The sequence below is a fragment of the Pelagibius sp. 7325 genome (assembly GCF_037652055.1).
Lineage (GTDB): Bacteria > Pseudomonadota > Alphaproteobacteria > Kiloniellales > Kiloniellaceae > Pelagibius.
In genome coordinates this window covers 289,042-310,570 of sequence record NZ_JBBKAH010000003.1, presented here as the reverse complement: position 1 = coordinate 310,570, position 21,529 = coordinate 289,042, and the positions used below count along the sequence as shown (strand labels likewise).

The following is a 21,529-nucleotide window of genomic DNA, read 5'->3' as shown; positions in this document are numbered from 1 at the left end:
TGACAAATATGTTGATATCAACATAAAATATTCTCATGAGAGATGACCTGCCCCTGAGCGTTACGCATGAGGTCCGCGACCGCTGCCTTTGCCTGCATCTGCAGCGCGCGGCGCGCGCCATCGGCCGGCGTTTCGACGAGGCTTTGAAGCCCGCCGGCATTACCAACGGGCAGTACTCCCTTTTGGTTTCCTTGAACCGCCCGAAGCCCCCGCGCATGGGCGAGGTGGCGCGTCTGCTGGCGATGGACCGCACGACGCTGACCGCCGCGCTGAAGCCGCTGGAAAGGCGCGGGCTGCTGACGGTGACCCCCGATCCGGAGGACAAGCGCAGCCGCCGCCTGGCGCTCACCGAGGCCGGCCGCGACGTGCTGGCCCAAGCGGTGCCGATCTGGCGAACCACTCACGACGCGGTCGACAAGCTGCTGCGCGGCGAAAGCCCGGAGGCGCTGCGCCGGGACCTGCTGGCGCTGACTTTCGGGCAGGGGTGAGGAGAGGGGCTCTAGCCGCCCACCGCGTCGGCGGCGATCCTGGCGAAGATGGCGTCCAGCTCCGCCGCCAGGTCCTTCAATGCCTGGCCGCCGTCCGCGTAGGGCGCGAAGACGGTGCTCGGGGTCTTGTAGCTGAGGGTCGCGCTGCCGTCGGCGTTCTCGGTCACGTAGAAGCGGATCGGCGCCTCGATGCCGGCGGCGGTGCTGGCCTCCAGCATGCGCACGGCGAAGTCCGGGCGGTAGACGCCGATCACCGTGTTGCCGGGGATGTCCTTGTCCAGCATCTGCTTGGCGCCGACGGTGGCGCTGGCGCGCGCCACCAGGCCCATCTTGTTGGTCTTGATGGCCTGCTCCAGGCGGGAAACCAGGTCGGCGTAGCCGTGGACCGTCTTCGTGATTTGCCAGCCCTCCAGTGCCGCCGGCATCTCGGCCCGCGCGGTGGAGAAGGGCGCGGAGGTGACCGCGAGCGCGGCAAGCAGGAGAACGGCGGCGAGGAAACGCGGGGTCATCGCGGGGGCTCCTTTGCGGTGCATCTCTCTAGCTGCCAGCCCGGCCGCCGCGGGTAAAATCAAGCCGGGTAAAATCCCTGTGAAATCGCCCGCCAGCGGCTATGCTCCGGCACGATGACTCCGGACGATTCTCCTGCAACCGCGCCTGCCGTGACCCTGCCACCGATGGACGCCGCCGCGCGCCTGCCGGCGCCGCTGCCCTCGCCCATGAAGTGGGGCCCGCTGGGCGCCCTCGTCATGCGGCCGTGGTACGACCGCCTGGCGGTGAAGCTGGTACCGCAGTGGTACTTCCCGCTGTCGCGCGCCTGGGCGGCCGCCCTTGAATGCGGCGGCGACGGCGCGGCTTTCGCCGAAGCCCTCGGCCTGGCGGACTTTCCCGGCGGGCTCTGCGGCCGGCGGCTGCGGCGCGCCTTGGCGGCGACCCGGGAACTGGCGCAGGTCCATGCCGGGGCGGAGGCCCATTGGCGCGATCTCTTTTTCGCCTCAGGGGCGGCTGAGGCGCCGCCGCCGGCGGCGGCCCTGGTGGCGGCGGAGATCGCGCGCCGCAAGGCCTCGCATAACCTGATGGCCGCGCGGCGCTTCTTCCTCTGCATCCGCAAGCGAGTGCCCCGGCTGCGCTGGGAGCTGCCGCGGCCGGAGGACATGCCCAGCCCGCAGGCGCTGCTGGGCGACGGCGGCACCTGCATCCGGCGCGACGGCATGCCGGCGGTGGAGCAGTCGCATCCGGTGCGCTGCGCCTTCGGCTGGCAGAGCTGGATCCGCTTTCCCGCGCCGGGACTGCCCGGCGACACCGCCTGGGCCCAGGTGATCGAGCCGGAGGGGGTCACCAATCCGCCGACGCTGATTTCGCTGCACGGCATCTGCGTGGAAAGCGAACATTGGGGGGCGTCGATGGACAGCATCGACATCACGCCCGCGCTGGCCCTGAAGGGGCTGCGCATCATTCGCCCTGAAGGCCCCTGGCACGGCCGCCGCCGGCTGCCCGGCACCTTCGGCGGCGAGCCGGCCATGGCCCAGGGGCCGCTCGGTTTCCTCAAGCTGTTCGCCGCCTGGGGCGCCGAGATGCCGGTCTATGTCGACTGGGCGCGGCGGCGGAGTGGGGGACAGGGAAGTTCGAAGGTCGCCATCGGCGGCGTCAGCCTGGGTGCCCTGACCAGCCAGCTCTCCGCGGTGGCGGCCCGCGACTGGCCGGCGGCCCTGCGCCCCGACGCGCTGATCCTCATCGCCTGCAGCGAAAGCCTGCACGGCGTCGCCTTCCAGGGCAGCCTCGCCGCCGCCATCGGCCTGCCGGATCGGTTGCGGGAAAAGGGCTGGAGCCTCGACGACATCGACCGCTACCTGCCGCTGATGGAGCCGCGCGGCGAAGCGGTAATGGCGCCGGACAAAATCGTCATGGCCCTGGGCGAGGCCGACGACCTCACACCCTTTGACGGCGGCCTCGCACTGGCGCGCCGCTGGCAGGTGCCGCCGGCCAACCTCTTCCTGCGCAACCAGGGGCATTTCACCGTCGCCTTCGACCTCGCCCGCCGGCCGCAGCCGCTGGACCGCCTGGTGGAGATTCTGAAGGCCGAGTAGCGGGCTTTTTTTAAGCCTCCTATCAGCGCCCCTGCCGCACATGATCGATCAAGGCGCGCAGCTTGGGCGGCATGTTTCGGCGGCTTGGAAAGTAGAGGAAAAAGCCGGGAAACGGCGGCAGGAAGTCCTGCAGCAGCGGGACCAGTTCGCCGGACTCCAAGTAGGGGCGGAACGTCTCTTCCGGTGCGAAGGTAATGCCGCCCCCGCTGACAGCGGCGCGGATCATGAGGCGCAGATCGTTGGTCGTGATCTGAGGCTCGACGGCAATGTCGAAGGGAACGCCGTTCTCTTCGAATTCCCAGCGGTAGGGGGCGACATTCAGGGCCGGTCGCCAACCGATGCATCGGTGATCGAGCAGGTCGCGCGGATGCCGTGGCGCGCCATGCGCCGCGATATAACCGGGGGCCGCAACGGCCACTTCGCGCTGGTCGCCCGTCAGCGGCACCGCAACCATGTCCTGTTCGATCACTTCGCCGAGGCGCACGCCCGCATCGAAGCCGGCGGCGACGATGTCGAACTCATCGTCCGTGACGGTGACGTCGATCGTGACGCCGGGATGCGCCTGTGCGAAGGAAGCGATGAGCGGACCGGAAAGGAACCGCTCGGCGATCGAGGTGGCTGCGATCCGCAGCAGGCCGCGCGGCGCCGCTTCGCCGCTCACGCGCTCGAGCGCTTCGGCAATGTCGGCCATCGGCCGCGACAGAGCATCGCGCAGGCGTTCTCCCGCTTCGCTCAGGTGTACGGAACGCGTCGTACGGCTGACGAGCAGGGTGCCGACAGCATCTTCCAGACGCCGGATGCCCTGGCTGACGGCCGAACGGGTCACGCCCAGGCGGTCGGCCGCGGCACGGAAGTTGTCTTCTTCGGCCACGGTCAGGAACAGCGGCAGAAGGTTCATATCGAGCTTCATTGTCCAGCCATGCTAACCGAATTGTCCAGCAAAGGATAGCTGGTAGCGACGGTAAAGCGCATCCATCTGATGATCCATCTTCCGCGGGACTTGAAGGCGGGACTTTGAAGGATGGAGACCACGATGGACAAAGTTGTTCTGGTTACCGGTGCCTCCAGCGGCATCGGGGCGGGGATCGCCCGCGAGCTCGGATCGGCCGGGGCAAAGCTCCTGCTCGGCGCGCGCCGCACCGACCGCATCGAGGCCCTGGCCGAGGAGATCCGCAGGGCGGGCGGAAACGCCCAGGCCCGCGCGCTCGACGTGACCGATCGCGCATCGATGGCCGCTTTCGCGCAGACCGCCCTCGACACCTGGGGGCGCATCGACGTCCTGGTGAACAACGCCGGCGTGATGCCGCTCTCGCCGCTGTCGGCGGGCAAGCAGGACGAGTGGGAGCGCATGGTGGACGTCAACATCAAGGGCGTGCTGTGGGGGATCGGCGCCGTGCTGCCGGCGATGGAGGCCCAGCGCAGCGGCCAGATCATCAACATCGCCTCCATCGGCGCGCTGTCGGTGGTGCCCACCGCCGCCGTTTATTGCGCGACGAAGTTCGCGGTGCGCGCCATCTCGGATGGGCTGCGGCAGGAGAGCGCCGATATCCGCGTTACCTGCGTCAATCCCGGCGTGGTGGAGAGCGAGCTCGCCTCGACCATCACCCATGAAGAGACCAAGGCCGTGATGGAGGACTATCGCGCCATCGCGCTGCAGCCGGCCGATATCGCCAGAGCCGTCAGGCAGGTGATCGAAGCGCCCGAGGGCGTCGATACGACAGAGATCACGATCCGACCGACGGCGTCGCCGCGGTGAGGCGGCATGGCCCGCTGTTCCGCAAGAAGCATAGCGGGCCCTGTCAGTTCTGAACCCATCAGGAAAGGAACGATCCGATGACACTTTCTCCCCTTGCGGGCCGCTTGGCCGGTCCGGGTCGCGTGCTGCTGGTTGCTTCGGCCTTGGCGGTCGCCTTGGGCTCGGCGCGGGCCGATACGCCGGCCACAGAGGCCGAAATCACCACACGGAATGAAGCCGTCGTGCGCGACGCTTTCGCGGACTGGGCCGGAGGGCGCTATGTCTTCGCCGACCTCCTGGCCGCAGACGTGGTGTGGACGATCCACGGCTCCGGGCCGGTGGCCGGCACCTACAACGGCGTCGACGATTTCATTGAGCGGGCCTCGGGGCCGCTCACCAGCCGCCTGGCGACGCCGGTCGTGCCGGACGTGCACGAGATCTGGGCCGAGGGCGACACGGTGATCATCCGTTTCGACGGCTCGGCCACCACGACCTCGGGCGCTCCTTATGAGAACCAGTTCGTGTGGATCTTCAGGATGGCGGACGGAAAGGTCATCCAGGCGGAAGCCTTCCTGGATCTCGTCGCCTACCAGGAGGTCGTCGACAACAACAAGCCGCGTGAAGACTGATCGCGGCACAGGCATGCGCTCACGGGAGCCGCGGTTTCTGCCGCGGCTCTCCCCCTGCCGGGCCGGCAGGAAGGTGAGCAACAAGGAGGCTGTCCATGCAAAAGCTCTTCGCAATCATCACGACCGTCGCCGTGCTGGCACATCCGGTCCAAGCCGAGAATGGAAAGATGCAAGCCGACCACCCCTATGCAGGCCTATGGGTCACAGAGGATGGCCATGTCCGCCACGAGTTGCTGCCGAACGGCCGCTACGTCGAGGCCCGTGGCAACCGCGAACGCGCCTATGAAGGCCGCTACGAGGTGACCGGCGATCACATCGAGTATTGGGACGACACCGGTTTCACCGCCGACGGCGACTTCATCGACGGCGTTCTCCATCACGGCGGCATGATCCTCTATCGGCGCGAACATCCGCCCGCCCCCGATCACTGATGTGGGCGCGCCTTGGTCTTTCCGGTCGCCCCAAGCCCCGCGGTCACGAGAGCCCACAAGGCATCGAAGTCGCGGTCGATGTTGGGATCGCGCCACTCCGGTGCGTGCATCGGGTTGTGGAAGCGGACGGTCGCCTGGAACAGCGCCTCCGCCGTGCGCCGCGGATCGGCGGCGGCGAATTCGCCGCGCTTTGCGCCGTCGTCGATGATCTCGGTGATTTGCCCGACCAGTTCTTCGACGTGCGCCTCCACCGCGCTGCGGGCGTCCATGATCATGCCGTGATAGGTGGCGAAGAGCTCCGGATCGTCGAGGATCTTTGCCCGCTTGATGGCGAGGAGGGCGTCGAACCAGCGGCGCAGGCGCTCTGGCGCCGGGCCGTCTTCCTCGACGATGGCGCGCAAGGGCTTGGAGACGCGGTGCAGCCAGCGCGCCGCCACCGCGTCGCGCAACGCCGCCTTGCTGGGGAAGTGGCGATAGATCGAACCGTGGCTGACGTCCAGCGCGCGCGCCACGTCGACCACCGTGGTCTTCGCGGGCCCGTAGCGGCGGAGCACCTGCTCCGCCGCGTCGAGGATCTGCTCTGCCGTCAGGACCGACTCGTTCATCTGCTGCCTGTGATCATGCTAGCTGGCGCTTGCCGCCTTTTCGCTGTCGAGCATCGCCATCAGCGGCGCCGGATAGCGCGCGCCCGCCGCCGCGTCCTTGGGCACCGCCCGTTCGATGGCGGCAAGGTCGTCCGCCGTCAACGTCAGGTCAAGCGCTTCCAGCGACTCCTCCAGGCGCCGGCGGTTGCGCGCGCCGATCAGCGGCACGATGTCGCCGCCCTGGGCCAGCACCCAGGCGATGGCCGCCTGCGCCGCGGTGGCGTTCTTTTCCTCGGCCAGGCGGGCGAGGGCGGCCGCCAGTTCCAGGTTGCGCTCCAGGTTGCCGTCCTGGAAGCGCGGGCTGAAGGCGCGGAAGTCCTTCTCGCCGTTGGGGCCCTGCCAGTGGCCGCTCAGAAGGCCGCGCGACAGCACGCCGTAGGCGGTGACCGCGATGCCGAGTTCGCGGCACAGCGGCAGGATTTCCTGCTCGATGCCGCGCGACAGCAGCGAGTACTCGATCTGCAGGTCGACGATCGGGTGCACCGCGGCGGCGCGGCGGATGGTTTCCGGCCCGACCTCGGAGAGGCCGATGTAGCGCACGGTGCCAGCCTCCACCATCTCGGCGATGGCGCCGATGGTGTCCTCGATGGGCACATCGGGATCGAGGCGCGAGGGGCGGTAGATGTCGATGTGGTCGCGGCCCAGGCGCTGCAAGGAGTAGGCGAGGAAGTTCTTCACGGCCGCCGGGCGCCCGTCGTAGCCGGAGAAGCCGCCGGCGGGATCGCGCAGGGCGCCGAACTTCACGCTGACCAGGGCGTTGTCGCCGTCGCGCTGCTTCAGGGCTTCGCCGATCAGCAGCTCGTTGTGGCCCATGCCGTAGAAATCGCCGGTGTCCAGCAGGGTGACGCCGGCCTCGAGGGCGGCGTGGATGGTGGCCAGGCTCTCCTTGCGGTCGGCGGGGCCGTACATGCCGGACATGGCCATGCAGCCGAGACCGGCGCGGGAGACCAGGGGGCCGTGGGTGCCGAGTTTCACGTTTTGCATCTGCTTAGGCTCCAGTCTTGGGGGGAAAGCGCGGATTTCCCGCGTTTTTCGGGAGTGTTCCGGGGGACGCGGCGCCCCGGAGACCCCCATGTGGAGATTGAATAACAAAAATCAATATCTGTCATTTAAAATCCTTCATTGATCCGGAGCGGGCCGGCGGGCGGGCCCTTGCGCGCCCCCGCCGGGGGCCTATATTCCGGCCTCATGAACGCTTTGGGACTTGATAAGCCGGCGGGCGCGACCCGCGTGGTGGTGGCGATGTCGGGCGGGGTGGATTCCTCGGTCACGGCGGCGCTGCTGCACGCTCAGGGCTTCGAGGTGGTGGGCATAACCCTGCAGCTCTACGACCACGGCATGGCGCTGGCCAAGAAGGGTGCCTGCTGCGCCGGCCAGGACATCTACGACGCCCGCCAGGTGGCCGAGCGCCTGGGGATCCCGCACTACGTGCTGGACTACGAGAGCCGTTTCCGCGACGCGGTGATGGAGGACTTCGCCGACAGCTACCTGCGCGGCGAGACACCGATCCCTTGCGTGAACTGCAACCAGACGGTCAAGTTCCGCGACCTGCTGGCGACGGCGCGCGAGCTGGGCGCCGATTGTCTGGCGACCGGCCACTACGTGCAGCGCATGATGGGCCCCGCCGGTGCGGAACTGCACCGTGCCGTCGATCCCAAGCGCGACCAGAGCTATTTCCTTTTCGCGACGACGCCAGAGCAGCTCGGCTTCCTGCGCTTCCCACTGGGCGGCATGGCGAAGGACAGGGTGCGGGCGGAGGCCGAGCGCTTCGGCCTCGTCGTCGCCGACAAGCCCGACAGCCAGGACATCTGCTTCGTGCCGCAGGGCTCCTACGCCCAGGTGGTGCAGAAGCTGCGCCCCGGTGCTGCCGACCCCGGCGAGATCGTGCACCTCGACGGCCGCGTCATGGGCCGTCACAAGGGCATCATCCACTACACCATCGGCCAGCGCCGCGGCCTGGGCGTCGGCGGCGAGGCCGAGCCGCTGTTCGTCGTGCGCCTGGAGCCGGAGACCCAGCGCGTCATCGTCGGCCCCAAGGCGGCGCTGGCGCGCGACCGCGTTATCCTGCGCGACCTCAACTGGCTGGGCGGCGAAGCGCTGGACGCGTCGGGGCGGCGCTGCGAGGTGAAGCTGCGCTCGGCCAGCGCACCGGCGGCGGCGACGCTCTATCCGCTGCCGGGCGGCGGTGCCGAGGTGATGCTCGACGAGGCGCAGTTCGGCATCTCGCCGGGCCAGGCGGCGGTCTGCTACGACGGCACCCGCGTGCTGGGCGGCGGCTGGATCGCCGCCGCCGAAACCCGCCTCGCGGCGTGAAGCCCTAGGGCAGCTTCGCCGCGGCCTTCAGAACCATCGCCTTCAACTGCTCGGCATGGCGCGACAGCGGTGCGCCTGGCCGCTGCATGATGCCGATCTGGCGGTGTACCTTGAGGCCCGCGATCGGCCTGATGGCGACACCCTTCAGGTAGGAGCGGGTGAAGGAGTAGCGCGGCAGGACGGAGATGCCGAGACCGGCCTCCACGAACTCCAGCGCCGAGGAGAGGTTGTCGACCTCGTAGAAGCCGGTGATGCGATGTGCACTGTCGGAGGCGGCGACATCCAGCAGCAACCGGTTGCCGCTATGGCGCGAGATGGTGACGCAGGGATAGCGTGTGATGTCAGCCCAGGTGACGCTGCGTTTCTTCGCCAGGGGGTGCGACTTGGCGCAGCCGATGACGAAGGGGTCCTTGAACAGCGGCAGGAAATCCACCTCGCTCTCGGTGCCGAGGGTAAAATTGATGGCAAACTCGGCATCGCCGCTGCGCACCCGTTCGACCACCTCGCCGTAGCTGCCGTCGAACACCCGCAGGCGCGTGGTCGGGTTCGCGCGGTGGAAGGGCACCAGGATGGGGGCGAGAAAGGTTGCGGCCATCGAAGGAATGCAACCGATGGCGAGGCGCCGGTCGTAGCGGCTGGCGGTGCCGTGCGCCTGCATGAGATAGCTGTCGAGTTCCGCAAGCAACTTGCGCGCGATCGGCAGAAACTCCTGGCCCGCGGAGGTTAGGCGGACCTGGCGCGTGGTGCGCTGGAAAAGCTCATTGCCGAGTTCCTTTTCGATTTTCTGAATGCGTTTGCTGAGCGCCGAGGCCGTAAGGTTGAGACGCTCCGCTGAGGCGCGGAAACTCTTGGTTTCCGCCACGGTCAGGAAACCCTCAAGGTCGGCGAAACTCCAATTCATTCCAAAAATTCCATAATCGTTGCCGAATATTAGTTTGAAGGAACTATGCCTAATGGATTTCTTCTATGCCAGCTTGCTGGGCCGTCCGGGCCCCCGTGCTCGACAACGATCGAGCGCCGAGCGGAACCATAGAATGGGAGGACCCGATGACATTTTTTAAGCGGCTGGCCGTCGGCTGTGCGGGCGTGCTGATGATGGGCACCGCGGCTCAGGCCGAAACCTTGCAGCTCAACCTGGGCGGTTCGACGCCGACCTCGACCTTTTTCCCCTACTACACCGCCATCGCCAACGCGATCAGCGAGTCCAGCGAAAAGGTACGCATATCGGTGCTGTCGACCGGCGGCTTCGCCAAGAACGCGGCACTGATGAAGCAGGGCGACCTGAAGTTCGCCGGCATCTCGCCTGACCTGATCGCCAGCCTGGAAGAGAGCGGCTACAAGGATACCCGCGTCCTGTGGTGGGCGCTGCCCGCGGTGCAGCTGATCACCGCGCGCAAGGATGCCCACATCGAGAATTTCGCCGACTTCAACGGCAAGTGCTTCCACCCTGGCATGAGCGGATCGTCGCAGGAAAAGAACATGATCCTGATCATCCGCAAGATGGGTTTCACGCCGAATCTCTACCTGTCGGATTCCAAGGATGCGGTGAATGCGATCAAGGACGACAAGTGCCTGGGTCGCCAGAAGGCAATCGGCAGTGACCGCCTGGACGCCGAGTCCGAGGAGCTCAACCTGACGACGCCGCTGTGGCCGGTCGGCTGGACCGAAGCGCAGCGCGCCAAGATCAAGCAGCAGATCCCCTGGATGGATTTCGTGGAAATGCCGGCCGGCATCGTCGAGGGTGCGCCGTCGTTCTACACCCATGCCATCTGGATCGGCTTCGTCGCCTCGGCCGACCTGTCAGAAGAGATCGCCTACGAACTCGTCAAGGGCATGGACGAAGGGATCGCCAGCCAAAAGCAGGCGCTGCGTGCCATCCGCGACAAGGATATCTTGCAGCAGACCCTCGCGGTTTCCGCCTACCCGCTGCACGCCGGGGCAGTGCGCTATTACCGGGAAAAGGGCCTGGAGGTGCCGGAGCGCCTGTTGCCGCCGGAAATGCGCTAGGGCGCCTCACCTCTAGGCTTTCCATGAGGGAGGGACGCTGCGCCATAGCGCGGCGTCTCGCTCCCGCCCCCACAATGGACGCCGCGGTTCGGTCGATTTCATCGCCATTCCTACCGCCCCGTCCCGCAGGATCTGAAGTGAATGAACAGCGACGAGACCGTTACCGGGCAAGGTTGGGCAAAAGCCACCTCCCGCGTGCTGGTGGCCCTGCTGCTCGGCTATGTCTGCTGGTCCGTGTTCTTGGGTCAGCTTCCCAATATCCAGCACCGCGCCATCATCCTGGGCGGCTGCCTGATCCTCGCCACGCTGCACTTCGTCGCCAAGCGCCGCAACACTGGCATGGCCCTGGTCGACATCGCGCTGCTGATGGTGGCACTGGGCGCTTGTCTCTACGCCGCCGTCGAGTACTGGGACTACATGCTGACCATGGACGCGGCGTCGGATCTGGCGCTGGCGCTGGGGGTCGGCCTCATCGTGGTGCTGATCGAATTCAGCCGCCGCATGCTGGGACTCGCTTTCGCGATTCTCTTCGTCATCTTCACCCTCTACACCGTTTTCGGTCATCACCTGAGCGGCAAGTTCGGCCACGGCGAGGTGCACTGGTACCTGCTGGTGGAATCGCTGTTCCTGTCCACCGACGGCATTTGGGGCACGCTGATGGACATCTTCGTGTCCATGCTGATCCTCTTCGTCGCCTTCAGCTCCGCGATGCTGTCGACCGGCGCCGCTGAGACCTTCATCACCATGGCCAAGAGCGTCGGCGGACGCTATCGCGGCGGGCCGGCCAAGATCGCCGTCATCGCCTCCGCGGCGATGGGCACCATCACCGGTTCGTCAGTCAGCAACGTGGCGATGACAGGCAACTTCACCATTCCCATGATGAAGCGCCTGGGCTACCGCCCGGAGGTCGCCGCAGGGGTCGAGGCGACCGCATCGTCCGGGGGGCAGATCACGCCGCCGCTGATGGGCGCCGGCCTGTTTCTCATGGCCGAGATGCTGGACGTGCCGATCACCCACATGATGCTGGTGGCGCTGGTGCCGGCGCTGCTGTTCTTCATCGGTGTGTTCTTCAGCATCCACTTCGAATCGGCGCGCCAGGGTATCGGCGCCCTGCCGAAGGAGGAGATTCCGCCGTTCTCCAGCCTCTCGCCGTTTTCGGTCTGGGCGCCGGTCATGCTGCCCTTCCTGACCTTGCTGGGCGCCATCGTCGCCGGCTATTCGGTGGGCCTCTCGGTGCTGGGCGCGCTGGCGCTGCTGGTGGCCCTGCATCTCGTCAAAGCGCGCTCGCTGGGCGATCTGGCGGCGCGGCTGAAATCCCTGGTCGGCATTCTCGACCACATGGCCATGCCGCTGGCGACCCTGGCGGTGCTGGTGGCCGTCGCCGGGCTGCTGGTGGGTACCATCAACATCGTGAACGTCGGCGCTAAGTTCTCCGACGTGGTGCTGGGTCTCGGTGAGGGGTCGCAGTTCCTCTCCATCCTGCTGGCTGCCGCGGTGGTGATGATCATGGGCATGGGTATGCCGACGACAGCCGCCTACGTGCTGGCCGCCTCGGTGATCGCGCTCTCGCTGCAGTCGGTCGGGCTCAGCGAGCTGCAGGCGCATATGTTCATCTTTTACTTCGCGACGCTCTCGGCCATCACGCCGCCGGTCTGCACCGCCGTCTTCGTCGCAGCCGGCATCGCCGAGGCACCTTGGACGAAGGTGGCCCTGCACACCATGCGCATCGCGATCGTGAAGTACATCCTGCCCTTCGCCTTCGTATTCCAGCCGGCCCTGCTGCTGATGGAGGGCACGGAGGCCGCGCTCTATACCTTCGTGATTGCCGCCTTGGGTTGCATTGTCATCAGCGGCGGCTTCTCGGGCTACCTGCTGACGCCGCTGAGCCGCCTGGAGCGCTGGTTGCTCTGCGCGGCGGGTACCGCGGCGATCCTCTGCCCGCCGCTCTTTGCCGTCGCTGCCCTGGCGTTCGCCGCCGCGGTGCAGGGGGGAGCCTGGCTGCGCGGGCGACGAACGGCAACCCTAAAGCCGGGTACCGACTCCCTGTAGTCCCCTTCATTCCGGCACGCTGTTATCGTAAGACAAGGAACCGTTATCATGGTCGTTGACACGATCAAGGGTATCATGGGCGGGCTGAGCTTCCGCCGTGTCGGCGCCGCGGGGGTGTTTCTCACCCCGCGGGCGGAACGCGACCCGCAGCGTCCGCTGCTCCTCTTCGTGCACGGTGCCTTCCACGGTGCCTGGTGTTTTGCTTTCTACCTGGATTACCTGGAACGCCAGGGCATCGCCGCGGGGGCGGTCGATCTGCGCGGCCACGGCGCGCTGGCGGGCGAGGGGTTGGCACCCACCGTCGGCATGCGGGATATGGCCGCCGACGTGGTGGAGATCTGCCGCGCGTTCGAGCGTCCGATCGTCATTGCCGGGCACAGTCTGGGCGCCGGCGTTGCCGGCTTGGCGGCCGGGCTGTACGAGACCCGGGGCACCGTACTGCTGGCGCCGACGCCCCCCAACGGGGTGGGCGAGCATCGCCGGCTGCCGCCCTTCCCCGTGAACGCGCTGGTTTCGCCGCCGGACGCCGTCCAGGGGGCCAGGCGCTTCTTCATCAATCACCAGCCGGACGATGTGGCCGGCCTCTGCGGCCTGCTGAACGCGGAGAGCCCGACCTGGCTGAACGACCGCCGCCTGCGGGAGGTGCCGGTCGACCGCGCCAGCATCTCAGGTCCGGCGCTCTGCATCGCCGCAGGCAAGGACGATCTGGACCTGCATCCGCACGGGCTGGACTACGCCACCGCGCGCTTTTTCGATGCCGAGTATCACTTCCTGCGCCGCTCCGGCCATTGCTTCATGCTGGAGGACGACTGGCAGAAGAGCGCCGACATCGTGCTGGCCTGGTACCGCCGCACCTTCGCCTGGGCGGCATAGGCTTTCACTCGCGGCCCCAAAAGAAAACCCGGCGGGAAGGGCCTCCCGCCGGGTAACAGGCTGTGCGTCTACGCCCGCAGCTGGTCGCCGACTGGCAGGTTGCGGATGCGCTTGCCCGAGGCGTTGAAGATCGCGTTGGTGAGGGCGGGCAGGAAGGGCGGCACGCCCGGCTCGCCGACCCCCGTCGCGTGGACCGCGAAGGGATGCTCGACGATGTGGGTGTGCACCACCTCCGGGAAGGCGCTGGCGCGCGCCATGTCGTAGTCGTGGAAATTGCTCTCCACCACGGCACCGTTCTCCAGCGTGATGCGGCTGTACAGCGCCGCCGTCATGCCGAAGACGCAGGCCCCTTGCATCTGTGAGCGCACCCGCTCCGGGTTCGCGACGAAGCCGCAGTCGATGGCGGCATGAACCTCCGGCACCGTGACGCTGCCGTCACTGCCAACCTTGGCATGCACCACCATGGCGATGTAGCTGACGAAGCTGCGATGCACGGCGATTCCGAGGCCTTCGCCTGGCGGCAGGCTCTTGCCCCAGCCGGCCTTGGCCGCCGCCAGCTCGACCACGTTCCTGAGACGCCCCGTGTCGATGGGGAATTCCTCATAGGGCTCGCCGTTGTTCCAGAACTGCTGCGGCAGTCCGGCGGCCTGCCAGTCGAGCTTGCGCGGCGTCCCGATCATCTCCAGCAGAAAGTCCTTCTCGTCGCGGCCCAGTTCGTGGGCCAGCTCCGCGGTGATCGACTGGATCGCGAAGGCGCGCGGGATGTTGGAGACCGAGCGGTACCAGCCGACGCGGGTGTGCGCGAAGCCCTTGCACTGTTCGGCGCGGACGTTGGCGATCTCGTAAGGCATGTCCTCCAGGCCCATGCCGATCTCGATACTGAGCTGCTTGCCTTCGTCGGGGGCAAAGGTCGAGAGGATCGAGGTCGCCGCGCTGCGGTGGCGCCAGGCGACCGGCTTGTCGTTGGCGTCGAGACCGATGTCGATCTTCTCCACCGAGGTGGTGTGGTAGAAGCAATGCCGGATGTCGTCCTCCCGGGTCCACTGCACGCGCACCGGCGCGCCGACCTCGCGGGAGAGATAGGCCGCCTCCATGACGAAGTCGCACTTCGACTTGCGCCCGAAGCCGCCGCCCAGCAGGGTCACGTGCACGGTGACGTCCTCCTCCTTCATGCCGAGGAAGTCGGCGACGTCGACGCGCGTGCCGTAGGGGCTCTGCACGCAGGCCCAGAGCTCGCACTTGCCGTCCTTCACCGAGGCCAGCGCGACGGGCGGCTCCATCGCCGCGTGGGCCATGTGGGGCTGGTAGTACTCGCGGGTGAAGACCCGGGCGGCCGAGGCGAGTGCCGCTTCGGCGTCGCCCTGGTCGCGCACCGGATCGCCCGGGGCGCCGGCCGAGGCGCGCAGCGCCTTTTCCTGCTCGGCGGTGCTGGCCTTGCCGTGCAGGCCGTCGTCCCACGTGACCGCGAGGGCATCGCGGCCCTGGAGCGCCGCCCAGGTGTTGCGCGCGACCACCGCCACGCCGCCCAGCGGCTTGAACTTGGAGCCGATCCCGTTGCCGGGGATCTCGACGACGTGCAGCACGCCGGGCACCGCCCGCGCGGCGGCGGCGTCGAACGACTTCACTTTGCCGCCGACCACCGGCGGGCGGGCGACCACGGCGGTGAGCATGCCGGGCAAGTTGACGTCGGCGCCGTAGACCGCCTTGCCGGTGGTGATGTCGTGCAGGTCGACGATCTGCACCTGGCCCTTGCCAATGTAGCGGAATTCCTTCTCGTCCTTGAAGCGCAGTTCGGCGCGCGGCGGCACCGGCAGCGCCATGGCCGCTTCGGCCAGTTCGCCGTAGCTCAGGCGGGCGCCGAGCGACTTGTGGATCACCTGGTGCCCGACGGCCTGCACGTCGGCGATATCGGCCTGCCACTGCTGGGCGGCGGCCTGCTCCAGCATGTGGCGCATGGCCGCGCCGATCTCGCGGGCCGGCTGGATGTGGTGGCGCAGGCTGCGCGAGCCGTCGGTATCCTGGTTACCGTACTTTTTCTCGTCGCCTTCCGCCTGGACGATCTTCACGCGCGACCAGTCGGCCTCCATCTCGTCGGCCACCACCATGGGAATGGAGGTGCGCGAGCCGGTGCCCATTTCGGAGCGGTGCGCCACGATGGTGACCGTGCCGTCCCGCGCGATGGAGACGAAGACCAGCGGGTTGTTCACCACGCCGTTGGGCATCTCCAGGCCGCCGTGCTTGTAGCTAACGAAGGCCTCGGCCTCGCCGGGCAGGAACTGGACGGCGAGCGCGAAGGCCGCGCCTCCCTTCAGGAAGCCGCGGCGGCTGACGTTCTGGATGACGGTGCGGGCGGCCTGCATCGGCGCGGCGCCCGCGATCTCTCGCTGGATGTGACTGAGCATGGTTTCATACTCCCGTGGAGGCGCGGCGCACGGCGCCGACGATGCGCTGGTAGCAGCCGCAGCGGCAGATGTTGCCCTGCATCTCGTCCATGATCTGGGCATCGCTCGGATTGGGCGTCGCCGCCAGCAGGGACGCGGCCTGCATGATCTGGCCGGCTTGGCAGAAGCCGCACTGCGGCACGTTGAGTTCGCGCCAGGCGACCTGCACCGGGTGGTTGCCGTCGGGCGACAGCCCCTCGATGGTGGTCACCGCGGCGCCTTCGGCCTCGGCCACCGTGGCGAGGCAGCCGCGCACCGCCTGGCCGTCCAGGTGGATCGTGCAGGCGCCGCACAAGCCGGTGCCGCAGCCGTATTTCGTGCCGTTGAGCCCCAGCTCGTCGCGCAGGTACCAGAGCAGCGGGGTGTTCGGGTCGCCGTCGAAGCTGTGTCCGACGCCGTTGACCGTGAAGCTGACCATGTGATGCCTCCCAATCCTTGTCTTGGAATTGATCCCGGGTCTTGGAATTGATTCCGCTTGTGGAATTGCTTTCGGCGCCCGGGCCGCCGGCCCGGACGCGAAACGACTCTTCTTGGAATGACCTGTGGTAAGCGTGCTCTCAAAAAGAAGCTGATCTTTTTCGCACGCCGGGCAAGGGTCAGGCTCTCATCAATTCGTCTAATGCAAAAGACGCCGGAGGCAGCCGTGACCTGGCCGAGTGTCCCGCAGGAGTGGGCTGGAACGCAGGCCGCCTGGCATCTCGCGGAGACGGGGCGGTTTGTGCTATGAAACCGGCTGCCGGTGGTCCCACACCGCTGCGCACGCCAAGACCGGGTTTCCCGGAGGAGCCGCCATGTCACTCGATACCCTGACCGAACAATTGAAGTCCCAGGCCGCGATGAACCCGCCGCTGGGCTACCGCGTGACGTTCGACCTCGGCGACGACGGCTTCTTGCTGTGGGACGGCACCGTCACCCCGGCGGAGATCGCCGCCGTGCCCGAGGGGGACGGCGGGGATGCCGGGCCGGAGGCCGACACCGTGCTGCGCCTCAGCCTCGACGACTTCGGCAAGCTGCTCTCCGGTACCCTCGACCCGACGCTGGCCTACATGACCGGCAAGCTGAAGATCACCGGCTCCACCGGCGTCGCCATGAAGCTGGCCGCCATGCTGGGGGACTGAGGAGCGCCGCGGGGTCCTCGGACCCTCGCCTTGGGCGCGGAATTGCAATGCGCGCCCCGGGGCTATTCCTCCCGGTTGCCAGTGAAAACAATAGTTTACGCGAGCGCCGGGCGTTTTGTTCCCCTTTCGGGACGGCGTGCAGCGAGCCTTTCCGGACGCCGAGCGCGGGCTGCAGGGTCAGGGTCGTCAGCGCCATCACCACAGATGACCCTGTGGGCCCTAAACACGCATCACGAAAAGGAAAACTTCCCTCTCTGGCATTCTGCGGCTACCGTATTCGTCTGGGTGGAAGACGCGAAGGCGGGGGCCGAGGCCGATGAGTGCCGACTCTCAACCTAACATGATCAGCGTCTTTGAGAGCGGCCGCACCGCCAGGCTGTTTCAGCACTACAAGAGCCTCTGTGGCTCGCGGGACATGCCATCGCGGGCCGAGTTGGACCCGGCCGACTTCAAGCACCACCTGCCTTATGTCTATATCGCGAAGATCGTGGATCGCGGCGCCGGTGATATCGGTTTCCAGATCACCCTCATGGGCACCGAGCTCGTTTACGTCTTCAAGCAGGACTTCACGGGTAAGTTGGTGCGGGACATTGACCTCGGCGGGCTGGAAGGGGTCTGGCGCACCAGTTTGCTGCATGCCTTCGAACACCGCACGCCGATGGTGGCGCTGGACCGGGTCCGCCTGTCCAATGGCACGGAACTGGACCTCGAGCATCTCGCCCTGCCGCTCGCTGACGATCACCGGACCATCGACCGGATGTTCGGGTGCTTTGATTTTCCGCGTCTCAACGACGACTGGCTGAAGCAGAACGCCGCTCAGATCGATTGGTCGAAGAAAGCGAGAGTCAGGGTGCCGAAGCGCCTTCTCATCTCGCGCCTGGATGTCGCGCCGCTCTAGCGCGGTGAGAAACCGGCTTTCCCGCCGTTTTCCGCCGATTTCTGCCCGGCCGGGACCCAAGCCGCTTGACAGGTCCCGGGCCGAGGCCATATATCCGCGTCACCCTATGGCGGGGTAGCTCAGCCGGTTAGAGCAGCGGAATCATAATCCGCGTGTCGGGGGTTCGAGTCCCTCCCCCGCTACCAAAAAAAGGCCCGTTATCTCAATGAGATAGCGGGCCTTTCTTTTTGCGATATAGGTCTTTCATGTTGCAGCGCTTTGCTGAGGATTTCAGCCGATTTCCAGAGAGTGCCGGCAAGTCCGTGCGACATGAGTGCGACATGAAGCAAGGTTCCGGGGTCGATGGTATGGGACGCGTGGAGTTGCAGGAAAATTGGCCGAATTTGGCTGAAAGTTTCAGAATTTGTGCTCCTGGGCTTGACCGGCTTTTCTTCGCATTCTCGGTGCGCCATACCCGCCACTGGTCCAGGCGCCGCGGCTGGCGGTGCCGGGGGCGCCCGGTGTCCAGCTAGGCGGGCTTGGCCAATGCTGTGGGTCGAGTCGCCGGCGATGAAGGTGACGGCCAAGCGGAATGAGGCGGGACAGGGTGAGTCTGGCGGCCGGCAGGCGGCGGCCAATGCAGGCAGAGTGGTAAGGGCCACGGGCCGGGCTGCTTACCCCTGAACTGGCGCGCGCCCCTGACGGGTTCCTGGGAGGCGAGGGCGGTGAGCGCTGGAAGGGCGAGAGATAGACGACACCAAGAGGTCGCTAGGAATGTCCGCGTCTGAGCCGCGAGCGGACGTGGTCTCAGCTATAACGGAGGTCTCAAGGTGACCCAATGCGGACAATCTTGTTAGCAATTATTTGCGAATTTTTGAGGTGGGAATGATCAGCAATAAGGAGTTTGCAGCCAAGGTCTTGGAGGAAACATCAACCTGCTTCGAACGCCTCAACGACCTGCTGTTGGACGCACAAGAGATACTATCCGATCAAGAATTCCGCGAGCTGCGCATTGCCGTTGGAAAGGTGCTTGGCGAAATGTATGTCGAGGTGGAAAGACCGATACATAAAGCGCACCCAAATCTCGAACCGGAAGCCCTGCGTGACGGCTAATGGCACGACACGGACTTTGAGAGGAGGGCAGAGCCTGTCCGCTCTGCTTCTGAAAGCTGATGTTGGCGGCCGAGCCGCTGCGAACGTCACCTTCGGCGCCGTCAGCAGACTTAGAAGAGCGCCACTCGGAAGGCCGGTCGTGACCCTTTGCAGACGCGACGGCAGCCCCGGCGCTAGGCGATCTTGAGAGCGGCCAGGTCACCACTGCTCAAGGATGTCAAATTGGTTTCGATCTTGTCGATCGACCAATCCCACCAGGCAATATCGAGAAGGTCGTTTATCACCTCGGCGGGATAACGCATTCTAATGGCGGCGGCCGGATTACCACCGACCACTGCATAGGGTGGTACATCGCGAGCGACGACCGAGGCTGCCGCCACGATTGCGCCCGCACCAATGCTCACGCCGGGCATGATCGCTGCCTCGTAGCCGATCCACACGTCGTGAATGTTACCCCTGCTGTCTCTCTGCCTTCGATTCTGTCTGGCCGAGAACGGCGGGCACGAGCTTTTCCTCGCACCAATTACGGAAGCTTGTCGGTGTTCCGGTTTCTGCTGTGCGGGATGCGCCGAGGTCGAGGCCCCGATCCTTCGCCCAGGCCATGTCCGTCATGCCTTGCGCCATGGCGTCTGACATGCCGAACCTCAGGAGACGAGCCTTGTAGGCCTCGAGGCTTATTTGCTGGTAGCTCACTCGGGCACCCAGCACATCAGAGATGATCTCCGCCATGTCATTGAAGGAAATGTCTTCCGGCCCCAGCACAGGTACCTCGCCGTGGCCTGTCCACTTGTTGTCGAGTAACCAGCGCGTCGCGACGGCGGCGATATCTTGCGTCGCGACACTTGGAAGCTTTAGGTCGCCGGATATCGGCGAATAGAATTTTCCTTGGTCCCGGATTGCAGCCACCTGTCGCAGGATGTTGTCCATGAATGACGGGCATGCCAGACCGCGGAAGGCGACGCCCGTCCCCAGGAACATGTCGTCCATGGCGAGCGAGCCCGTCACGTAGCCTGCCCGGAGAGCATACGGCGTGCTGCGCCCGAGTGCGGTGATGGACACGACGCGTTTGACGCCGCGCTCCTTGATGGCCATAGCGGCAGGGCGGGTGAAGTCTACATAGGCGGCCATGACGGAGGCGGCCTTCGGGTCGGGCGGTGCGAGCCAGAACACGGCTTCGGCGCCTTTGAACGCTTCATTTACGACGGCGGCATCCCCATGCGAACCGGGGACCACCTCGCAGTTGTCCCGCAGCTCTGTCGTCAGACAGGTTGGATCGCGCGCAATCACGCGAACCGGTGCGCCTGATGTCAAAAGATTCTGGGCAATCAAGCGGCCGATGTTGCCGGTCGGTGTGGTGACGACAATCACGTTATGCCTCCGATTCGGAGCATCTCCGGCGGGTGCCGTAGCCTGACTTCCGTTCAAATGCGAAGATATCGGGTCGAATTCAGACGATCTATGCTGGGAAGTCCGAATAATTTATTAGATCGTCCAGGCGGGTGCGGCTCGCAGCCCGCGGGCACTCCGCGATCGGAGCGGCGGGGGCAGGGAGGTGAGGTGGAGTGCTGCGGCGTTTGCTCGAGCCATATCAATGACTCATGATCGCCCCGATCGCCGGAGGAAAGGTTTCCGCAAGACCCTCCGTTTGGTCTCGACGTCCTAATATCCGGAAAGGCTATCGCTGGTCGCCGCAGCCGAGGTTGGTCTTGGTCTGAGGCCATACTGACGCGGCGCGCAGCCCATGACACGCTTGAACGCCGTACTGAAGGCGCTCTCCGATTCATAACCGAGCGAAGGAGCAATCACCGATATCGGCTCTCCGGTGGTTTCCAGTCTGTTGCCAGCCAGCAGCATGCGCCAACGCGTCAGATAGTCCATAGGCGTCTCTCCGGCGACAGCCTTGAACCTTTGCGAAAATGCGGAGCGAGACATGCCGACATGAGATGCCAGTTCCTGCAGTGTCCAGCGCTTCGCCGGTTCAGCATGCAGGGCGGCGATAGCGGAGCAGATCTGCCGGTCAGCCAGCGCGGCGAACCAGCCGGTCGTGCCGTTCGGCCCCTCGGCAATGTAGAGTCTTAGCGCTTGCACCAGCATCATATGGGCCAGGTGTTGCGCGATCAGGAATCCACCTGGCTGCCCTTCACGCAATTCCTCACGCATTCGTTCAACAGACCAGCGGAGCGCCGCCTGCTCGGTCTCCTTGCCGATATGCACGATGGGCGGCAGCATCCGGAGCAGCATTCCGGCATGGCTGCCGGCAACAGCGAAACGGCTGCCGACCAGAAGTACGCCGCCGCCGCCATTCAGGGTAACCGTTCCCCCGGGCTCGGCAGGGGGGAAGGCCGTACGCGAATCCTGCGGCGTGAGGGCCAGGTCGCTCGCAAGGCGAAAAGGCCGACCGCTCGGAAGAACAAAGCAATCGTCGGCTTCAAGCCGCACGGGGTCATCAATGCCATCGACAGCGAGCCAGCATCCGCCCGACATCACGGCATAGCATTTGATGACATCGCTCCTGAGCGGGAAGTGAAGCGACCAGTCTCCGCCCGCGTCGAAACCGGACGAGACATAACTGCGTGGCTTCAGTAGAGACAATACTTCCGAGAGCGGATCCATGGCAGTTTCTGTACGATAGCGAAGATAACCTGGACCCTAGCGCATGGATCGTATGGGGGCAATGACCTAAACTCTTCAACCAGCACCGAAGCCGTGGACGGCAACCGCCATCTG

At 66.1% G+C, this 21,529-nt stretch carries 22 protein-coding genes and 1 tRNA gene; 13 read left to right on the top strand and 10 right to left on the bottom strand.

The genetic code is table 11. From position 1 onward, the window contains the following. Nucleotides 1–35 precede the first annotated feature (35 nt). Complete coding sequence (locus WDC82_RS10560) at nt 36–488, top strand: MarR family transcriptional regulator (protein WP_340117264.1); 453 nt, start codon at nt 36–38, stop codon at nt 486–488. 11 nt (nt 489–499) lie between these two features. On the opposite strand, the gene WDC82_RS10555 is transcribed toward WDC82_RS10560, so the two are convergent. Continuing rightward, complete coding sequence (locus WDC82_RS10555; protein WP_340117263.1) at nt 500–997, bottom strand: DUF302 domain-containing protein; 498 nt, start codon at nt 995–997, stop codon at nt 500–502. A 150-nt stretch (nt 998–1,147) separates the two neighbouring features. Between WDC82_RS10555 and WDC82_RS10550 the strand changes: the two genes are divergently transcribed. Then, a complete protein-coding gene (locus tag WDC82_RS10550; RefSeq protein ID WP_340117262.1) occupies nt 1,148–2,572 on the top strand; it encodes a hypothetical protein in 1,425 nt (474 codons plus the stop codon). A 22-nt stretch (nt 2,573–2,594) separates the two neighbouring features. Here the strand turns inward: WDC82_RS10550 and WDC82_RS10545 are convergent, their stop codons facing one another. After that, nucleotides 2,595–3,470 carry a LysR family transcriptional regulator gene (locus WDC82_RS10545; protein ID WP_340117261.1) on the bottom strand — a complete coding sequence of 292 codons (876 nt, stop codon included), beginning with the start codon at nt 3,468–3,470 and terminating at the stop codon, nt 2,595–2,597. Nucleotides 3,471–3,605: 135 nt separating this feature from the next. On the opposite strand from WDC82_RS10545, the gene WDC82_RS10540 reads away from it, so the two are divergent. The 3 genes from WDC82_RS10540 to WDC82_RS10530 all read left to right on the top strand — a co-directional run bounded on the left by WDC82_RS10540 (nt 3,606) and on the right by WDC82_RS10530 (nt 5,367). Next, on the top strand, nt 3,606–4,328 hold the full coding sequence (locus tag WDC82_RS10540) for an SDR family oxidoreductase (protein ID WP_340117260.1): 723 nt from the start codon (nt 3,606–3,608) through the stop codon (nt 4,326–4,328). A 77-nt stretch (nt 4,329–4,405) separates the two neighbouring features. Next, nucleotides 4,406–4,936 carry a nuclear transport factor 2 family protein gene (locus WDC82_RS10535; protein ID WP_340117259.1) on the top strand — a complete coding sequence of 177 codons (531 nt, stop codon included), beginning with the start codon at nt 4,406–4,408 and terminating at the stop codon, nt 4,934–4,936. Nucleotides 4,937–5,031: 95 nt separating this feature from the next. Further along, a complete protein-coding gene (locus tag WDC82_RS10530; protein ID WP_340117258.1) occupies nt 5,032–5,367 on the top strand; it encodes an Atu4866 domain-containing protein in 336 nt (111 codons plus the stop codon). On the opposite strand, the gene WDC82_RS10525 is transcribed toward WDC82_RS10530, so the two are convergent. Continuing rightward, complete coding sequence (locus WDC82_RS10525; RefSeq protein ID WP_340117257.1) at nt 5,361–5,972, bottom strand: TetR family transcriptional regulator; 612 nt, start codon at nt 5,970–5,972, stop codon at nt 5,361–5,363. The two genes, WDC82_RS10530 and WDC82_RS10525, sit on opposite strands and share 7 nt — an antisense overlap. A gap of 18 nt (nt 5,973–5,990) precedes the next feature. Beyond that, entirely contained in the window at nt 5,991–6,995 is a 1,005-nt protein-coding gene (locus WDC82_RS10520) for an aldo/keto reductase (RefSeq protein ID WP_340117256.1), read from the bottom strand. Nucleotides 6,996–7,199: 204 nt separating this feature from the next. Between WDC82_RS10520 and mnmA the strand changes: the two genes are divergently transcribed. After that, nucleotides 7,200–8,324 carry a tRNA 2-thiouridine(34) synthase MnmA gene (gene mnmA / locus WDC82_RS10515; protein WP_340117255.1) on the top strand — a complete coding sequence of 375 codons (1,125 nt, stop codon included), beginning with the start codon at nt 7,200–7,202 and terminating at the stop codon, nt 8,322–8,324. 4 nt (nt 8,325–8,328) lie between these two features. Here mnmA and WDC82_RS10510 read toward each other — a convergent pair whose 3' ends face one another. Continuing rightward, complete coding sequence (locus WDC82_RS10510) at nt 8,329–9,225, bottom strand: LysR family transcriptional regulator (RefSeq protein WP_340117254.1); 897 nt, start codon at nt 9,223–9,225, stop codon at nt 8,329–8,331. Nucleotides 9,226–9,371: 146 nt separating this feature from the next. Here WDC82_RS10510 and WDC82_RS10505 point away from each other — a divergent pair, with 146 nt between their 5' ends. The 3 genes from WDC82_RS10505 to WDC82_RS10495 all read left to right on the top strand — a co-directional run bounded on the left by WDC82_RS10505 (nt 9,372) and on the right by WDC82_RS10495 (nt 13,253). After that, nucleotides 9,372–10,331: a TAXI family TRAP transporter solute-binding subunit gene (locus WDC82_RS10505; protein WP_340117253.1), complete on the top strand. Its 960-nt coding sequence runs from the start codon at nt 9,372–9,374 to the stop codon at nt 10,329–10,331. Between the two features lie 141 nt (nt 10,332–10,472). After that, the gene (locus tag WDC82_RS10500; protein WP_340117252.1) at nt 10,473–12,380 is read left to right on the top strand and encodes a TRAP transporter fused permease subunit; all 1,908 of its coding nucleotides are present in this window, start codon (nt 10,473–10,475) and stop codon (nt 12,378–12,380) included. 48 nt (nt 12,381–12,428) lie between these two features. Beyond that, entirely contained in the window at nt 12,429–13,253 is an 825-nt protein-coding gene (locus WDC82_RS10495) for an alpha/beta hydrolase (RefSeq protein WP_340117251.1), read from the top strand. A 68-nt stretch (nt 13,254–13,321) separates the two neighbouring features. Here WDC82_RS10495 and WDC82_RS10490 read toward each other — a convergent pair whose 3' ends face one another. Next, the gene (locus WDC82_RS10490) at nt 13,322–15,655 is read right to left on the bottom strand and encodes a molybdopterin cofactor-binding domain-containing protein (protein ID WP_340117250.1); all 2,334 of its coding nucleotides are present in this window, start codon (nt 15,653–15,655) and stop codon (nt 13,322–13,324) included. 4 nt (nt 15,656–15,659) lie between these two features. Beyond that, on the bottom strand, nt 15,660–16,112 hold the full coding sequence (locus WDC82_RS10485; protein WP_340117249.1) for a (2Fe-2S)-binding protein: 453 nt from the start codon (nt 16,110–16,112) through the stop codon (nt 15,660–15,662). Between the two features lie 373 nt (nt 16,113–16,485). On the opposite strand from WDC82_RS10485, the gene WDC82_RS10480 reads away from it, so the two are divergent. The 4 genes from WDC82_RS10480 to WDC82_RS10465 all read left to right on the top strand — a co-directional run bounded on the left by WDC82_RS10480 (nt 16,486) and on the right by WDC82_RS10465 (nt 18,802). Continuing rightward, nucleotides 16,486–16,812 (top strand): SCP2 sterol-binding domain-containing protein, encoded by a 327-nt coding sequence (locus tag WDC82_RS10480; protein WP_340117248.1) that lies wholly within the window; start codon nt 16,486–16,488, stop codon nt 16,810–16,812. 316 nt (nt 16,813–17,128) lie between these two features. Then, entirely contained in the window at nt 17,129–17,710 is a 582-nt protein-coding gene (locus WDC82_RS10475; protein ID WP_340117247.1) for a PAS domain-containing protein, read from the top strand. A 108-nt stretch (nt 17,711–17,818) separates the two neighbouring features. Continuing rightward, nucleotides 17,819–17,895 (top strand) — tRNA-Met (locus tag WDC82_RS10470). A 679-nt stretch (nt 17,896–18,574) separates the two neighbouring features. Next, complete coding sequence (locus WDC82_RS10465) at nt 18,575–18,802, top strand: hypothetical protein (protein WP_340115226.1); 228 nt, start codon at nt 18,575–18,577, stop codon at nt 18,800–18,802. A gap of 173 nt (nt 18,803–18,975) precedes the next feature. Here WDC82_RS10465 and WDC82_RS10460 read toward each other — a convergent pair whose 3' ends face one another. The 3 genes from WDC82_RS10460 to WDC82_RS10450 all read right to left on the bottom strand — a co-directional run bounded on the left by WDC82_RS10460 (nt 18,976) and on the right by WDC82_RS10450 (nt 21,415). Then, on the bottom strand, nt 18,976–19,242 hold the full coding sequence (locus WDC82_RS10460; RefSeq protein WP_340117246.1) for a hypothetical protein: 267 nt from the start codon (nt 19,240–19,242) through the stop codon (nt 18,976–18,978). Between the two features lie 10 nt (nt 19,243–19,252). Then, nucleotides 19,253–20,170, bottom strand: coding sequence for an NmrA family NAD(P)-binding protein (locus WDC82_RS10455; RefSeq protein ID WP_340117245.1), 918 nt, complete (start codon nt 20,168–20,170; stop codon nt 19,253–19,255). Between the two features lie 291 nt (nt 20,171–20,461). Then, a complete protein-coding gene (locus tag WDC82_RS10450) occupies nt 20,462–21,415 on the bottom strand; it encodes an AraC family transcriptional regulator (protein ID WP_340117244.1) in 954 nt (317 codons plus the stop codon). Between the last annotated feature and the right edge of the window lie 114 nt (nt 21,416–21,529).

Coding starts and splice junctions, on each gene's coding strand:
- WDC82_RS10540 (WP_340117260.1), top strand. CDS start 3,606: ATGGACAAAGTTGTTCTGGTTACCGGTGCCTCCAGCGGCATCGGGGCG.
- WDC82_RS10530 (WP_340117258.1), top strand. CDS start 5,032: ATGCAAAAGCTCTTCGCAATCATCACGACCGTCGCCGTGCTGGCACAT.
- WDC82_RS10475 (WP_340117247.1), top strand. CDS start 17,129: ATGAGTGCCGACTCTCAACCTAACATGATCAGCGTCTTTGAGAGCGGC.
- WDC82_RS10485 (WP_340117249.1), bottom strand. CDS start 16,112: ATGGTCAGCTTCACGGTCAACGGCGTCGGACACAGCTTCGACGGCGAC.
- WDC82_RS10505 (WP_340117253.1), top strand. CDS start 9,372: ATGACATTTTTTAAGCGGCTGGCCGTCGGCTGTGCGGGCGTGCTGATG.
- WDC82_RS10525 (WP_340117257.1), bottom strand. CDS start 5,972: ATGAACGAGTCGGTCCTGACGGCAGAGCAGATCCTCGACGCGGCGGAG.
- WDC82_RS10555 (WP_340117263.1), bottom strand. CDS start 997: ATGACCCCGCGTTTCCTCGCCGCCGTTCTCCTGCTTGCCGCGCTCGCG.
- WDC82_RS10490 (WP_340117250.1), bottom strand. CDS start 15,655: ATGCTCAGTCACATCCAGCGAGAGATCGCGGGCGCCGCGCCGATGCAG.
- WDC82_RS10520 (WP_340117256.1), bottom strand. CDS start 6,995: ATGCAAAACGTGAAACTCGGCACCCACGGCCCCCTGGTCTCCCGCGCC.
- WDC82_RS10510 (WP_340117254.1), bottom strand. CDS start 9,225: ATGAATTGGAGTTTCGCCGACCTTGAGGGTTTCCTGACCGTGGCGGAA.
- WDC82_RS10545 (WP_340117261.1), bottom strand. CDS start 3,470: ATGAACCTTCTGCCGCTGTTCCTGACCGTGGCCGAAGAAGACAACTTC.
- WDC82_RS10560 (WP_340117264.1), top strand. CDS start 36: ATGAGAGATGACCTGCCCCTGAGCGTTACGCATGAGGTCCGCGACCGC.
- WDC82_RS10480 (WP_340117248.1), top strand. CDS start 16,486: ATGTCACTCGATACCCTGACCGAACAATTGAAGTCCCAGGCCGCGATG.
- WDC82_RS10465 (WP_340115226.1), top strand. CDS start 18,575: ATGATCAGCAATAAGGAGTTTGCAGCCAAGGTCTTGGAGGAAACATCA.
- WDC82_RS10500 (WP_340117252.1), top strand. CDS start 10,473: ATGAACAGCGACGAGACCGTTACCGGGCAAGGTTGGGCAAAAGCCACC.
- WDC82_RS10535 (WP_340117259.1), top strand. CDS start 4,406: ATGACACTTTCTCCCCTTGCGGGCCGCTTGGCCGGTCCGGGTCGCGTG.
- WDC82_RS10450 (WP_340117244.1), bottom strand. CDS start 21,415: ATGGATCCGCTCTCGGAAGTATTGTCTCTACTGAAGCCACGCAGTTAT.
- WDC82_RS10495 (WP_340117251.1), top strand. CDS start 12,429: ATGGTCGTTGACACGATCAAGGGTATCATGGGCGGGCTGAGCTTCCGC.
- mnmA (WP_340117255.1), top strand. CDS start 7,200: ATGAACGCTTTGGGACTTGATAAGCCGGCGGGCGCGACCCGCGTGGTG.